Origin of the sequence: Mycobacterium sp. OAS707 (assembly GCF_014873705.1) — a bacterium.
Lineage (GTDB): Bacteria > Actinomycetota > Actinomycetes > Mycobacteriales > Mycobacteriaceae > Mycobacterium.
Window position 1 is genome coordinate 139,076 of the sequence record NZ_JADBDS010000002.1, and the last position, 14,278, is coordinate 153,353.

The following is a 14,278-nucleotide window of genomic DNA, read 5'->3' on the forward strand; positions in this document are numbered from 1 at the left end:
GTTTAGCCCATGGCGGGCCCTGCTGGCGACGTGCGCAACCGGGTGCTGACGGTGCCCAATGCGCTGTCGGCGCTGCGCCTGGTATTGGTGCCGGTGTTCCTGTACCTGCTGCTGGTGGCTCACGCCACCGGGTGGGCTACCGGCCTGTTGATGTTCAGCGGCTTCTCCGATTGGGCCGACGGCAAGATCGCCCGGCTCGTCGACAACCAATCGTCACGGCTGGGGGAATTGCTCGATCCGGCCGTCGACCGCATCTACATGGTGACCGTGCCTGTGGCGCTGGCGATTTACGGCGCGGTGCCGTGGTGGATCGTGCTGACGCTGCTCGGTCGTGACGTGATCCTCGCCGCGACGCTGCCGGTATTGCGCGGCCGCGGATTGACCGCGCTGCCGGTCACCTACATCGGCAAGGCCGCCACTTTCGCGCTGATGTCGGGCTTCCCGCTGATCCTGCTCGGCCAGTTCGATGCGCTCTGGAGCAGGGTCGTGCTCGCATGCGGCTGGGCCTTTCTGATCTGGGGCCTGGCCATGTACCTGTGGTCGGGGGTGCTCTATCTGATCCAGGTGTCCATGGTGGTGCGCCAACTGCCGAAGGTTGTGCGATGAGCGCCTGCGCGAAGAGCCGAGGACACGCGTGACGACATTGGGCGGCTACGACCCCCAAGCGGGCCGCAACGCTCACGAGGCCAACACGCCGACGCTGATCCCCGTGCCGTCACTGCTGAGATCGCTGCTGTCCGATCATCTCGATCCCGGCTACGCGGCAGCGGCCAAGGCGAAGGAGGCGGGAAGGCGCCGCAAGTGGTGGCAGGCGTGGGCCTGGCAGATCTGCGGTGCTTTTTTGATCGCCGTGGTGTTCGCCGCCGCCGTCGCGCAGGCACGTTCGACGGCGCCGGGCGTGCGCGAGTCGCAGCATGTGCTGGCGGGAAGCGTCAAGTCCGCTGAGGCCGCCGCCAACGACGCCAGCGCCAAGCGCAACGCGCTGGCCGCCCGGGTGGATGCCGAGCGGCGCAGCAGGCTCGCGGGCGACGAACGCGGTCAGCAGTTGCTGGGCAGTCTGGATGCGGCCAACTTCGCCGCCGCCACCACGGCGGTGATCGGGCCCGGCCTGACCATCACCGTCACGGATCCCGGGATGTCGAAAGACCTCAGCGACGTCTCAAAGGAGCGGCTGCCCGGCAGCCAGCAGGTGATCCTCGACCGCGATCTGCAGTTGGTGGTCAACTCGCTGTGGGTCAGCGGAGCCGAGGCCGTCTCGGTGGGCGGTGTGCGGATCGGCCCGAACGTGACCATCCGGCAGGCGGGCGGCGGCATCCTGGTCGACAATCAACCGATCAGCAGCCCATACGTCATTCTCGCGATCGGACCGCCGCACGCCATGGCCGACGTGTTCGACCGCAGCCCCGGCCTGCAGCGACTTCGCCTGCTGGAGACCAGCTATGGCGTCGGAGTCAATGTCAGCGCCGGCGATGGTCTCACCGTGCCCGCCGGTTCGTTTCGGGATGTCAACTTCGCCAAGCAGATTGGGCCCTAATGACGGGACACAAATGATCGGTATCGCCGCACTGGTCGTCGGGATCGTGCTGGGTCTGGTGTTTCACCCCAGCGTCCCCGAGGTCATCCAGCCCTACCTGCCGATCGCGGTGGTAGCCGCGCTCGACGCGGTGTTCGGCGGATTGCGGGCCTATCTGGAACGCATATTCGACTCGAAGGTGTTCGTGATCTCGTTCGTGTTCAACGTTCTGGTCGCCGCGTTGATCGTGTACGTCGGCGACCAACTCGGTGTCGGCACGCAGTTGTCCACCGCGATCATCGTGGTGCTCGGCATCCGGATCTTCGGCAACGCTGCCGCCTTGCGGCGCAGATTGTTCGGCGCATAAACCCATGTCCGATCAGCCCCCGCAGCATTCGGCCGAACCGGACCATCACGGCCGCCACGAGTTGCCGCCAGACGAGCCCGCGCCCGCGATCGGCGATCTGAACGCAGGCGGGGTGAAGGGCGTGGCGCGGCGGGGCCGATCGCAACTCGCCTTCGGCGCGTTGGCCGTCCTGCTGCTTGTGGTGCTCGGGATCGCGATCGTGACGCAGGCGCGACAGACCGAATCGGGCGACGCACTGGAGACAGCGCGGCCCGCCGATCTGCTGGTGCTGCTGGACTCGCTGCAGCAGCGTGAAGCCGCGCTCAATACCGAAGTGGCCGACCTACAGCGCAACTTGGCGCAATTGCAGGCCTCCGGCAGCAGCGATGCGGCCGCGATCGAAAACGCGCAGGCGCGTCTGGCCGCGCTGTCGATCCAGATCGGCACCGTCGCTGCGACGGGTCCCGGCGTGACACTGACGATCGAGGACACCACGCCAGGGGTGCCCGCTGAGACCATGCTCGACGTCATCAACGAGTTGCGGGCCGCAGGTGCCGAGGCGATGGAGATTCGGGGCGGGTCGACGTCCGTTCGGGTCGGCGTCGACACGTGGGTGGTCGGCAACCCCGGTGCGCTCGTCGTCGACAATGCGACGCTTGGCCCGCCGTATTCTGTTCTGGCCATTGGTGATCCGGCTACGCTGGCCGCCGCGATGAACATCCCAGGCGGTGCGATGGACAGTGTCGAGCGCGTCGGCGGCAAGATGGTGGTACAACAGTCCGACCGCGTCGACATAACCGCCTTGCGGCAACCGAAACCCCGCCAATACGCTCAGCCAGTCAAATGAAGCCACATGTTTGCCGCCGACAAATAGGAGCGCCGTGAGCCAAATCCCAGCCGACCTGTCCTACACCGAGGAACACGAGTGGGTGCAGCGCACCGGCGACGACACCGTCCGGGTCGGCATCACCGACTACGCCCAGTCGGCGCTCGGCGACGTGGTGTTCGTGCAGTTGCCCGACGTCGGCGCCGAGGTGACGGCGGGGGAGTCGTTCGGCGAAGTCGAATCGACGAAGTCGGTCTCCGATCTTTACGCGCCCGTCAGCGCGAAAGTCGTTGCGGTCAACGGAGATCTGGAAGCAAACCCGCAACTGGTCAACTCGGATCCCTATGGCGAAGGTTGGCTGGTCGATCTGAAGATCGAGGGCGGTTCGCTGGACGACGCGCTGTCGGGGTTGCTGGATCCGGACGGCTACCGCGCCACCGTGACCGAATGACGAGTTGTTAGGGTTTTCGCGACCAAAGTCCAACACAGGCCGATCCGGCGGTGGTGGACCCAATGATGTCTACTGCGCGGTACGGTCAACACCAGACGTGTAATGACGGCTGGGGGGCCCGGCCTGATATCGCCACAGCAGCCAGTGAGGAGCAGCGGGTGACGGAAAACCACAACTCTGGGGCTGACCAGTCCGAGGATGTCACTGTGGAGACGACATCGGTCTTTCGCGCCGACTTCCTCAATGAACTGGACGCTCCGCCCGCGGCAGGCGCCGAGGGTGCGGTCTCGGGTGTGGAGGGCCTGCCCGCCGGGTCGGCCCTGCTGGTCGTCAAGCGCGGCCCCAACGCGGGATCGCGATTCCTGCTCGACCAGCCCACCACGTCGGCGGGTCGACATCCCGACAGCGACATCTTCCTCGACGACGTCACGGTGAGCCGTCGGCACGCGGAGTTCCGGCTGGAAAGCGGCGAGTTCCAGGTGGTCGACGTCGGCAGCCTCAACGGCACCTACGTCAACCGGGAACCCGTCGATTCCGCAGTGCTGGCCAACGGCGACGAGGTCCAGATCGGCAAGTTCCGCCTGGTGTTCTTGACCGGGCCCAAAGGCGACGACGACAGCGGCCCGGGAAGCTGAGCGTGACCGCCCCCGACAGACCCGCGTTGGCCGGGATGTCGATCGGAGCGGTGCTCGATCTGCTGCGACCGGACTTCCCGGACGTAACCATCTCCAAGATTCGTTTTCTGGAGGCCGAGGGGCTCGTCACGCCTGAGCGCACCCCGTCGGGGTATCGGCGGTTCACCGCCTACGACTGTGCGCGGCTGCGGTTCATCCTGACCGCGCAACGCGATCAGTATCTGCCGTTGAAGGTCATCAAGGCCCAGTTGGACGCCCAGCCCGACGGCGAGCTGCCCAGCAGCGGATCTGCTTACGGCGTACCGCGTTTGGTTCCGGTTGATGCGAACCCGGAGGATGACGGCGTTGCGGTGGCGCAGTCGCAGGTTCGGCTGCGCCGCGAGGATCTGCTCGCGCGGTCGGGCATCGATGACGCGATGCTCAACGAGCTGGTCAAGGGCGGCATCGTCAAAACCGGCGCCGCGGGCTTCTTCGACGACCATTCGGTGGTGATCGCGCAGTGCGCCAAGGCGCTGGCCGAGTACGGCGTCGAGCCGCGGCATCTGCGGGCATTTCGCTCAGCAGCCGACCGCCAGTCCGATCTGATCGCCCAGATCGCGGGTCCGGTGGTCAAGGCGGGCAAGGCCGGGGCCCGCGACCGGGCCGACGATCTGGCCCGCGAGGTGGCTGCCCTGGCGATCACGTTGCACACGTCGCTCATCAAGTCCGCCGTACGCGACGTTCTGGATCGCTGAGGATTAGACTCGTTTTCAAGGCTTCTTAGCGGGCTTCTTTCGTGCGGAGGGCAGACACAAATGGGTGAGGTTCGTGTGGTCGGCATTCGCGTTGAGCAGCCGCAGAACCAGCCGGTGCTACTGCTGCGGGAAGCCAATGGTGACCGCTATCTACCGATCTGGATCGGACAGCCGGAGGCTGCTGCGATCGCACTCGAGCAGCAGGGACACGAGCCCGCGCGTCCGCTGACCCACGATCTGATCCGAGATCTCATTACGGCACTTGGTCATTCGCTCAAAGAGGTGCGCATCGTCGACCTCCAGGAGGGCACCTTCTACGCGGACCTGATCTTCGACCGCGACATCAAGGTGTCGGCTCGGCCGTCGGATTCGGTGGCCATCGCGCTGCGCGTCGGCGTGCCGATCTACGTCGAGGAGGCCGTGCTCGCCGAGGCCGGACTGCTGATTCCCGACGAGAACGACGAGGAGGCCGCCGGCGCGGTCCGCGAGGACGAGGTCGAGAAGTTCAAGGAGTTCCTCGACAGCGTGTCGCCCGACGATTTCAAGGCGACGTAGTTCCCGTAGGAGTACGGGCCCGGTCGCCTGGGGTTTTGTCACGGAAACGTCTCGTCGCGCTCGACACGCGGTGCGGGTTTCTTCGAAGTATGAATTGGGCAGCCATACTTGGTTGCGACGAGCAGTAATGGCTCGACGGGAAGCGTATGCTCGACACATTCGATCTTCGGCAAACGTGCGCCCATGCAGGTCACAGACGCGAGTTCGATCGGCGAGAGGATTGGCAGAGTGGGAGACACGCCACGTCAAGAGCAGCTGGATCTGTCCACCAGCGGGCCCGCCGAATCGCCGGCAACCGCCCCCAGCGAACCCGTGCAGGCCGGTCTGTTCCCCGATAACTCGGTGCCCGACGAACTCGTCGGCTACCGCGGTCCCAGCGCCTGCCAGATCGCCGGAATCACTTACCGGCAGCTGGATTACTGGGCCAGGACCTCGCTCGTGGTTCCGTCCATTCGCAGCGCGGCCGGGTCGGGTAGCCAACGCCTTTACTCGTTCAAGGACATCCTCGTCCTCAAGATCGTGAAGCGGTTGCTGGACACCGGTATCTCGCTGCACAACATCCGCGTCGCGGTCGATCACCTGCGCCAGCGCGGCGTCCGCGATCTGGCCAACATCACGCTGTTCTCCGACGGCACCACGGTTTATGAGTGCACGTCGGCCGAGGAGGTCGTCGACCTGCTGCAGGGCGGCCAGGGTGTGTTCGGCATCGCGGTGTCCGGCGCCATGCGGGAGCTGACCGGGGCCATCGCCGAATTCCCCGGCGAGCGGGCCGACGGTGGCGAGTCGATCGCAACCCCCGAGGACGAGCTGGCCTCGCGTCGTAAGCACCGCGACCGCAAAATAGGCTGACACGCCGCCCGTTCTGCCTGCCGAAATCGCCGCTGAGCGGTGGTGACGGTAAACTCGTCAGCGCATCGCCCTTGTGTGGGAGAGTTCCGTGACCGCCAGTCACGGACGCCGAAGGAGCAACACCTCTCCGTCAACCTCTCAGGCACCCAGGACCGCGCAAGGCCCCGATGCCTCTGGAGACGCCCAGCCGGGTTGACGACTGAGGGGGAGGAACGTTCCTCTCCGGGAGTGCACCTCAGTGTTCGATCACTACCAGCCCAACTTCGCCGATCGCCACATCGGACCGGACGCCGATGCCGTCACGACGATGCTCAAGACCATCGGAGTGGGATCTCTGGACGAACTGGCCGACAAGGCGCTGCCAGCGGGCATTCTCGACGCGCTGTCCGCCGACGGCGTCGCCCCAGGTCTTGACCAACTGCTGCCCGCCGCCAGCGAGCACGAAGCGCTTGCCGAACTGCGCGAGATGGCCGACTCGAACACCGTCGCCGTTTCGATGATCGGGCAGGGCTATTTCGACACACTGACGCCACCGGTGTTGCGCCGCAACATACTTGAGAACCCGGCGTGGTACACCGCCTACACCCCGTACCAGCCGGAGATCAGTCAGGGCCGGCTCGAGGCGCTGCTGAATTTCCAGACGATGGTCGCCGACCTGACCGGGCTCGAGGTCGCCAACGCCTCGATGCTCGACGAGGGCACCGCCGCCGCCGAGGCGATGACGCTGATGCACCGCGCCGTGCGGGGGCCGTCGAACCGACTCGTGATCGACGCCGATGTGTATAGCCAGACCGCCGCAATCGTGGCCACCCGCGCGGAGCCGCTGGGCATCGAGATCGTCACCGCAGACCTGCGGGCGGGCCTGCCCGACGGCGACTTCTTCGGGGTGATCGCCCAGCTTCCCGGCAGCAGCGGCGAGGTCGTCGACTGGGCCGAGTTGGTGGCCGCGGCGCACGAGCGTGGTGCGCTGGTGGCGATCGGAGCCGACCTGCTGGCGCTGACGTTGATCGTATCGCCTGGCGACATCGGCGCCGACGTCGCATTCGGCACCACCCAACGTTTCGGCGTGCCAATGGGATTCGGCGGTCCGCACGCGGGCTACCTCGCGGTGCACGCCAAGCATGCGCGCCAGCTGCCGGGCCGACTGGTCGGCGTGTCCGTCGATGCGGACGGGTCGCCCGCCTTCAGATTGGCGCTGCAGACGCGCGAACAGCACATCCGCCGCGACAAGGCCACCAGCAATATCTGTACCGCGCAGGTGCTGCTTGCGGTGATCGCTTCGATGTACGCCAGCTACCACGGCGCGGACGGCTTGACCGGCATTGCGCGCCGCGTGCACGCCCGCGCCGAGGCGATCGCAGGCGCGCTGGGTGAGGCGTTGGTGCACGGGAAGTTCTTCGACACCGTGCTCGCGAAGGTTCCCGGTCGTGCCGACGAGGTGGTCGCCGCGGCCAAGGTCAACGGCATCAACCTGTGGCGCGTCGACGCCGACCACGTGTCGGTCTCGTGCGACGAGGCGACAACCGATGAGCACGTCGCCCGGGTGATCGAGGCGTTCGGGTTGGCGCCCGCCCAGCCGCTGCGCGCCGACATCGCAACGCGCACTTCGGAGTTCCTCACCCATCCGGCGTTCACGCAGTATCGCACCGAGACTGAGATGATGCGGTACCTGCGTTCGTTGGCCGACAAGGATATTGCGTTGGACCGCAGCATGATTCCGCTCGGGTCGTGCACGATGAAGCTGAACGCCGCGGCTGAGATGGAGCCGATCACTTGGCCGGAGTTCTCCCGCCAGCACCCGTTCGCACCCGCGTCGGACACACCGGGACTGCGCAAGCTGATCTCCGATTTGGAGAGCTGGCTGACCGCGATCACCGGCTATGACGCGGTGTCGTTGCAGCCCAACGCCGGGTCGCAGGGGGAGTACGCCGGGCTGCTCGCGATCCAGGCGTATCACGCCGAGCGGGGCCAGCCCGATCGCGACGTGTGCCTGATCCCGTCGAGTGCGCACGGCACCAACGCGGCGTCGGCGGCGCTGGTCGGCATGCGGGTCGTGGTGGTGGCGTGCCGGGCCAACGGCGATGTCGACCTCGACGACCTACGTGCGAAGGTGACCGAGCACGCGGATCGGTTGTCGGCGTTGATGATCACTTACCCGTCGACGCACGGCGTGTACGAGCACGACATCGCCGAGATCTGCGCGGCCGTGCACGACGTCGGCGGCCAGGTGTACGTCGACGGCGCGAATCTCAATGCGCTCGTCGGGCTGGCCAGGCCCGGCCGGTTCGGCGGCGACGTCAGCCATCTCAATCTGCACAAGACGTTCTGCATCCCGCACGGTGGCGGCGGTCCCGGCGTCGGGCCCGTCGCGGTGCGCGAACACCTGGCCAAATACCTGCCCGGCCATCCGCTGGCCGAGGAGTTGCCCGAGAAGTACACCGTGTCATCGGCGCCGTACGGGTCGGCGTCGATCCTGCCGATCACGTGGGCGTACATCCGGATGATGGGCGCAGGAGGGCTGCGTGCGGCGTCGTTGACCGCGATCGCGTCGGCCAACTACATCGCGCGGCGCCTCGACGACTACTACCCGGTGCTGTACACCGGCGAAAACGGCATGGTCGCCCACGAGTGCATCCTCGACCTGCGGGGCATCACCAAGGACACCGGCGTCACCGTGGACGACGTGGCAAAGCGCTTGGCGGACTACGGTTTTCACGCGCCGACGATGAGCTTCCCCGTCGCGGGCACGCTGATGGTCGAGCCGACGGAGAGCGAGAGCCTCGCCGAGGTCGACGCGTTCTGTGACGCGATGATCGCGATACGCGGCGAAATCGACAAGGTTGGTGCGGGCACTTGGACAGTCGACGACAATCCGCTGCGCGGTGCGCCGCACACCGCGGAATGCCTGCTGGTGGCCGACTGGGATCATCCGTACACCCGCGAGCAGGCGGCGTACCCGCTCGGCAAGGGCTTCCGGCCGAAGGTGTGGCCACCGGTGCGCCGCATCGACGGGGCCTACGGCGATCGCAATCTGGTCTGCTCGTGCCCGCCGGTCGAGGCGTTCGCCTGACCCAGGTCCGCCGAGTGTGGGCTCAACGCACGTTCCGCGGGCCCGAAGCGTGCGGGTAACCCACGTTCGGCGGCTAGGGTCCGTGGTGTGCTACCCCCAAGCGTGGCGAAGTGGCGTGACGGCGGCAGTTGGCTGACGACGGCTGCGGGCAGGGTGTTCGTTCGCTCGGCACCCGGCGATGGTCCGACGGTGCTGCTGCTGCACGGCTACCCATCGAGTTCGTATGACTATCGCGGCGTCGTGCCGCACCTGGCAGGGCGGGCGTGGCTGACACTCGACTTCCTCGGCTTCGGCCTGTCGGACAAGCCGCGACCGCACCGCTACAGTCTGCTCGAGCAGGCCGACATCGTGGCTGACGTAGTCGCCGCAGAAGCACCGGGACCGGTGGTGCTCATCGCACACGACATGGGCACGTCGGTGACGACAGAATTATTGGCCCGAGATATCAACGGCGCCTTGCCTTTTGACCTGCAACGCGTCGTGCTCAGTAACGGCAGCGTGATCCTGAGCCGCGCCAGCCTACGACCCGTCCAGAAGCTGCTACGCGGTCCGCTCGGCCCGCTGGCCGCGCGGTTGTCCACCGGCGGCAGGTTCGTCAAGGAGTTCGGGCGTTTGTTCAGCGCGAACCATCCGCTGACCGCAGAGGAGGCCGACGCGCAGTGGGCGCTGATCGCCAACAAGGACGGGCACCGCATCGCGCACCTGCTGATCTCGTACCTCGACGAGCGCGAACGCTACGCCGACCGCTGGCACGGCGCAGTGCGGGACTGGCCCAAACCGCTCAGCTTCCTGTGGGCCCTCGACGATCCGGTGGCCACCACAAACGTGCTCGACGGCCTGCGCGAATTACGGCCTGCCGCAGACGTTGTCGAGCTTCCCGGTGTCGGGCACTACCCGCAAGTGGAGGTGCCCGAGGTATTCACCCGCGCCGCGTTGAGCCTACTGACGACGGCGTCGCACTAACCGATGAACTGCGTGATCGCGGCGGTCAGGTCGGGCGAGGCCGAGCTGCCGAGGTTCTGATAGCTGCCGCCGCTGGCCTGTGCGACGGCCTCCCATGTGGGGCGGTCGGGGTCGTTGCCGAAGTCGATCACGTTCACCGCGATCGGGCGTCCCTGATCGAAGGCCCCGCGAATGTACTGCTGCAGGCCGGGACCGTCCAGCGACTGGTCGGTATGCGGGCCCGCCGTGATGAGCAGCACCGAATTGCTCTGTCCCTGACGGTAACTCGCCTTCGCCTGGTCGTAGAGCATCCGCAGCGTGGTGAACGAAACCGCACCACCACCGGACGCGGTCTGCGCGTTGAGCGCACCGGTCAGCGCCGCCGAACGCGGCTGCCCGTTGACCTGATCCGACAGCGGACCGGTGCTCACTTCGGACCTGCCTTCGACGCCGTCGAACGTCCACAACCCGACCGCAGCGTTGCCCGGCAGTGCCTGCACCCGCGCGTTGAGCGCGGCGACCACATTGGCCAGCCGCGACTTGCCGCCCTCGTCCGTCGGCATCGACTGGTCGAGCATGATCGTGACGGCGGGGCTCTCCGCCGGCGCGGTCAACGCGTTGGCCAGCGTCGCCCGCATCGAGGCGTCACCCACCGACAGCGGCGCCGACACCGGCGCAAAGCTCGTCACGTCGCTCTTCGGCGGCGCGCCGCCCTCGGTGCGGAAACCGGCCTTGGACAGCTGCGCGAGCTGCTCGGACTTGCGCATGAACCGCGCGAATTCGCTTGCCGCGCTGACCTGTTCCTGCGACAGCCAATTGCCGCTGAGCAGCACGGTCGGATAGTCGGCCACAGCCGTCGGACCTGGCGGCAGCCACGCGGCGAGCTTGGTCTTGGCGTCCGGTATCGACGCGGCCTTCTGGAACAACTGCTGCTCGGTGGTGACGACGGAGTGCACCGGTGCGGTCGCCGGATCAGACGAATTCAGTAGTGCGTCCATCGCGGTGGCCCACTTGTTGTCGGCGAGCTTGGGCTGCGCACCGACCAGTGTGTTGACCGCTCCCGCTCCTGCGCTGGCCGGTTGGCCCGCCGGGGCCGACGCCGCCGCCACGGCCTCGGCCGCCAGATAGGAGGCGTCGCTGTCGCCGCTCAGCGGCAACGACAACCGCAACGACCCAAAGCCGGGCAGATTCAGCGCGTCCAACGCCGACTGATTGGTCTGCAGCCCCGGCAGCGTTCCCCAATTCTGCTGGGCCAACGCATCTTTGAGCTGTGGCCGGGTAGCGAGCAGAACCGGCGAGGTGACAAGGGAGCGGCTGTCGCTGACGGTCTGAGCGCCGGCCGCGGCCTCGAGCCGGGCTTCCGACACCGAGCTGGCAGGGATCCACAGCGCGGGCCGCTCACCGAGTTCGGCCGGCCATTTGCCGATGAAACCGTTGACGACCTGGTCGGAATCGGCGGGCCGGACACCGATCTTCACGCATTTGTCGGCGACGGGCGCCGCGCTCTTGTTGTAGGCATCGGCCAGCTTGTGCACCTCGTCGGCGATCGACGGGTCCGCGACGACGGAGACGGCAAGGTCGCCGTCGACACACCGCGCGGCAAGCGCGTCGCTGCGATGCGAAAGGGCGTCGCCGAAGAACCGCCACAGAATGAATGCACCGACGATCACGACGACGGCTACCAGAGCGGCGATCACCCCGACGCTGACACCGCGCCTGCCTGCTGTGATCGCGCGGTGGCTACCCGTCCACTCGCCGCCTTCCCATTCGCCGCTGTGCTTCTGTCCCGACCGAGGTGGCGGGGCGGCACCCCGTGCGGACTCCGGCCGCTCATAGTCCTCTGCGGGCTCATCGAAGTCGGCTTGGCCGTAGTCGTGCCCGTAGTCGGTCTCGTCATAGCTCGGCTCGTCATAGTGCGAGTCGTCGTAACCCGGCTCTTCGAAGTCCCCGTCGGGATACGGGGTGGACGGGTAGGCGGGCTCGTCGTAGTCGGGTCGGTCATACCCGGCGGCGCGATAGCCATAGCCCGTACCTCCGGCGAAGTCGTCGGGTTCCGGCGGCGGCTGACGACTGAAGCGCTGAGTCGGCGGCTCCTCGGGCACGCCTTCGTCGGCCGAGTCTTCGGGATCGGGAGCGCTATGCCTTCCCACTTAACCCCTTGTGCTCACTGCGCTGCGGCCTTGTACTCGCGTCGACGTCGGTGCAGGATCGGCTCGGTGTAGCCATTGGGCTGTGCGCCACCGGCCAGGATCAACTCCTGCGCGGCCTGAAACGCGATGCTGCCATCGGGATCCGGTGCCATCGGGCGGAATTCGGGATCCTTTGCGTTCTGCTCGTCGACGACCGCGGCCATCCGGCGCAGGCTGGCCTTGACGTCCTCTTCGGTGATCACGCCGTGGCGCAACCAGTTTGCCAGCAGCTGGCTCGAAATCCGCAGCGTCGCACGGTCTTCCATCAACGCCACATTGTGGATGTCAGGCACCTTCGAGCAGCCGACGCCCGCGTCGATCCAGCGCACGACATAGCCGAGGATCGACTGGCAGTTGTTGTCTACCTCTTCGCGGATCTCCTCTGGCGCCCATGCCAGCTCCTTGGCCAGGGGGACCGTCAGCAGCTGGTCGACGGTCGTGCGTCGCTTGCCTTCCAGCTCCTTGTGCACCGCGTACACGTCGACCTCGTGGTAGTGCATGGCGTGCAGGGTGGCCGCGGTCGGTGACGGCACCCACGCGGTGGTCGCACCCGCCTTCGGCTGACCGATCTTCTGCTCGACCATGTCAGCCATCAGGTCGGTCATGGCCCACATGCCCTTGCCGATCTGCGCGCGCCCGGAGAAGCCGGTGGCCAGGCCGACGTCGACGTTCTGGTCCTCGTAGGCGGCGATCCACTGGGTGCTCTTCATCGCACCCTTGCGGATCATCGGCCCCGCCTCCATCGAGGTGTGGATCTCGTCGCCGGTGCGGTCCAGGAAACCGGTGTTGATGAACACGACGCGGTCCGCGGCCGCCTTCACGCAGGCCTTGAGGTTGAGCGTGGTGCGGCGTTCCTCGTCCATGATGCCGACCTTGAGCGTGTTCTGCGGCAGGCCGAGCACGTCCTCGACGCGGCTGAACAGCTCGCAGGTGTAGGCCACCTCGTCGGGTCCGTGCATCTTGGGCTTCACGATGTAGACCGACCCGCTGCGGCTGTTCACCAGCGGCCCGTTGGCCTCTCCCTGCTTCAGCCCGTGAATCGCGATCAGGCTGGTGAACAGGGCGTCCTGAATGCCCTCGAACACCTCGTGACCCTCGGCGTCGGTGATCGCGTCGTTGGTCATCAGGTGACCGACGTTGCGCACGAACATCAGGCTGCGTCCCGGCAGCGTCAGCTCACCCTCGCCATCGGGTGTGGTGTAGGTGCGGTCCTGGTTGAGGACGCGGGTGAATGTCTTGTTGCCCTTGGCCACCTCTTCGGTGAGGTCGCCCTTGTTCAGGCCAAGCCAGTTGCGGTAGCCGAGCACCTTGTCGTCGGCGTCGACCGCGGCCACCGAGTCCTCGAAGTCCATGATCGTGGTGATCGCGGACTCCAGCACCACGTCCTTGATGCCGGCTGCGTCGGTCGAGCCGACGGGGGAGTCGGGGTCGACCAGGATCTCGACGTGCAGTCCGTGGTTGCGCAGCAGCACCGACCACTGCGGCGAGCCCAGCTCGCCGGTGTAGCCGACGAACTGCTCCGGCGACGCCAACCCGGTCGACTCGTCGCGCAACTCGATGACCAGCTGACCGTCGTCGATCTTCAGCCCGGTGGCGTCGCTCCACGCCCCGGACGAAAGCGGCACCGCGGTGTCGAGGAACTTGCGCGCATAGGCGATGACCTTGTCGCCGCGCACTTTGTTATAGCTCGTGCCTTTCTCGGCGCCGTCCTCTTCCGAGATGACATCGGTGCCGTACAGCGCGTCGTACAGCGAGCCCCAGCGGGCGTTGGCGGCGTTCAGCGCGAACCGCGCGTTGAGGATCGGCACCACCAACTGCGGACCCGCGGTCGTGGTGATCTCGTCGTCCACGCCTGCGGTGGTGATGGTGAAGTCGTCGGGCTCGGGCTGCAGATAGCCGATCTCGGTGAGGAACTGCTTGTAGCCGTCCGGGTCGAGCGGCTCGATGACGTGCTGGCGGTGATATTTGTCGATCTGCGCCTGCAGGTCGTCGCGGCGCGCCAGCAGGTCCTGGTTCTGCGGGGACAGGTCGGTGACGACCTTGTCGACTCCCGCCCAGAAGCTGTCGGGGTCGATGTCGGTGCCCGGCAGCGCCTCGTTGTTCACGAAGTCGTAGAGCACCTGGGCGACGCGCAGGTTTCCCACCGTCACGCGGTCCGTCATATTTCC

13 protein-coding genes and 1 riboswitch are annotated in these 14,278 nt (G+C 66.8%); of the genes, 11 read left to right on the forward strand and 2 right to left on the reverse strand.

Annotated elements, in window-relative coordinates; genetic code table 11:
• Positions 1 to 9 precede the first annotated feature (9 nt).
• The 11 genes from GGC64_RS11405 to GGC64_RS11455 all read left to right on the forward strand — a co-directional run bounded on the left by GGC64_RS11405 (position 10) and on the right by GGC64_RS11455 (position 9,942).
• Entirely contained in the window at positions 10 to 606 is a 597-nt protein-coding gene (locus tag GGC64_RS11405) for a CDP-alcohol phosphatidyltransferase family protein (RefSeq protein ID WP_192722635.1), read from the forward strand.
• A gap of 28 nt (positions 607 to 634) precedes the next feature.
• Complete coding sequence (locus GGC64_RS11410; protein WP_192722636.1) at positions 635 to 1,534, forward strand: DUF881 domain-containing protein; 900 nt, start codon at positions 635 to 637, stop codon at positions 1,532 to 1,534.
• 13 nt (positions 1,535 to 1,547) lie between these two features.
• Positions 1,548 to 1,880: a small basic family protein gene (locus GGC64_RS11415; protein ID WP_067800834.1), complete on the forward strand. Its 333-nt coding sequence runs from the start codon at positions 1,548 to 1,550 to the stop codon at positions 1,878 to 1,880.
• A 4-nt stretch (positions 1,881 to 1,884) separates the two neighbouring features.
• Positions 1,885 to 2,706: a DUF881 domain-containing protein gene (locus GGC64_RS11420; RefSeq protein ID WP_192722637.1), complete on the forward strand. Its 822-nt coding sequence runs from the start codon at positions 1,885 to 1,887 to the stop codon at positions 2,704 to 2,706.
• Positions 2,707 to 2,740: 34 nt separating this feature from the next.
• Entirely contained in the window at positions 2,741 to 3,136 is a 396-nt protein-coding gene (gcvH, locus tag GGC64_RS11425) for a glycine cleavage system protein GcvH (protein ID WP_192722638.1), read from the forward strand.
• Between the two features lie 158 nt (positions 3,137 to 3,294).
• A complete protein-coding gene (gene garA / locus GGC64_RS11430; protein ID WP_192722639.1) occupies positions 3,295 to 3,771 on the forward strand; it encodes a glycogen accumulation regulator GarA in 477 nt (158 codons plus the stop codon).
• Positions 3,772 to 3,773: 2 nt separating this feature from the next.
• Positions 3,774 to 4,505, forward strand: coding sequence for a MerR family transcriptional regulator (locus tag GGC64_RS11435; RefSeq protein ID WP_192722640.1), 732 nt, complete (start codon positions 3,774 to 3,776; stop codon positions 4,503 to 4,505).
• A 60-nt stretch (positions 4,506 to 4,565) separates the two neighbouring features.
• A complete protein-coding gene (locus GGC64_RS11440) occupies positions 4,566 to 5,060 on the forward strand; it encodes a bifunctional nuclease family protein (RefSeq protein ID WP_015307149.1) in 495 nt (164 codons plus the stop codon).
• A 228-nt stretch (positions 5,061 to 5,288) separates the two neighbouring features.
• Positions 5,289 to 5,909, forward strand: coding sequence for a MerR family transcriptional regulator (locus tag GGC64_RS11445; RefSeq protein ID WP_192722641.1), 621 nt, complete (start codon positions 5,289 to 5,291; stop codon positions 5,907 to 5,909).
• Positions 5,910 to 5,975: 66 nt separating this feature from the next.
• A riboswitch (glycine riboswitch) is annotated at positions 5,976 to 6,074 on the forward strand.
• A 73-nt stretch (positions 6,075 to 6,147) separates the two neighbouring features.
• Positions 6,148 to 8,979, forward strand: coding sequence for an aminomethyl-transferring glycine dehydrogenase (gene gcvP, locus GGC64_RS11450; protein ID WP_192722642.1), 2,832 nt, complete (start codon positions 6,148 to 6,150; stop codon positions 8,977 to 8,979).
• A gap of 87 nt (positions 8,980 to 9,066) precedes the next feature.
• A complete protein-coding gene (locus tag GGC64_RS11455) occupies positions 9,067 to 9,942 on the forward strand; it encodes an alpha/beta fold hydrolase (RefSeq protein WP_192722643.1) in 876 nt (291 codons plus the stop codon).
• On the opposite strand, the gene GGC64_RS11460 is transcribed toward GGC64_RS11455, so the two are convergent.
• Together GGC64_RS11460 and GGC64_RS11465 are read right to left on the reverse strand one after the other, a co-directional pair.
• Positions 9,939 to 12,071, reverse strand: coding sequence for a hypothetical protein (locus tag GGC64_RS11460; RefSeq protein ID WP_192722644.1), 2,133 nt, complete (start codon positions 12,069 to 12,071; stop codon positions 9,939 to 9,941). The genes GGC64_RS11455 and GGC64_RS11460 overlap by 4 nt on opposite strands.
• Positions 12,072 to 12,085: 14 nt before the next feature.
• On the reverse strand, positions 12,086 to 14,272 hold the full coding sequence (locus tag GGC64_RS11465; RefSeq protein ID WP_192722645.1) for a malate synthase G: 2,187 nt from the start codon (positions 14,270 to 14,272) through the stop codon (positions 12,086 to 12,088).
• Between the last annotated feature and the right edge of the window lie 6 nt (positions 14,273 to 14,278).

What these genes read in the sequence shown, in the direction of transcription:
- GGC64_RS11405 (WP_192722635.1), top strand. Translation starts at nt 10, where the DNA reads ATGGCGGGCCCTGCTGGCGACGTGCGCAACCGGGTGCTGACGGTGCCC.
- GGC64_RS11415 (WP_067800834.1), top strand. Translation starts at nt 1,548, where the DNA reads ATGATCGGTATCGCCGCACTGGTCGTCGGGATCGTGCTGGGTCTGGTG.
- GGC64_RS11420 (WP_192722637.1), top strand. Translation starts at nt 1,885, where the DNA reads ATGTCCGATCAGCCCCCGCAGCATTCGGCCGAACCGGACCATCACGGC.
- GGC64_RS11440 (WP_015307149.1), top strand. Translation starts at nt 4,566, where the DNA reads ATGGGTGAGGTTCGTGTGGTCGGCATTCGCGTTGAGCAGCCGCAGAAC.
- GGC64_RS11465 (WP_192722645.1), bottom strand. Translation starts at nt 14,272, where the DNA reads ATGACGGACCGCGTGACGGTGGGAAACCTGCGCGTCGCCCAGGTGCTC.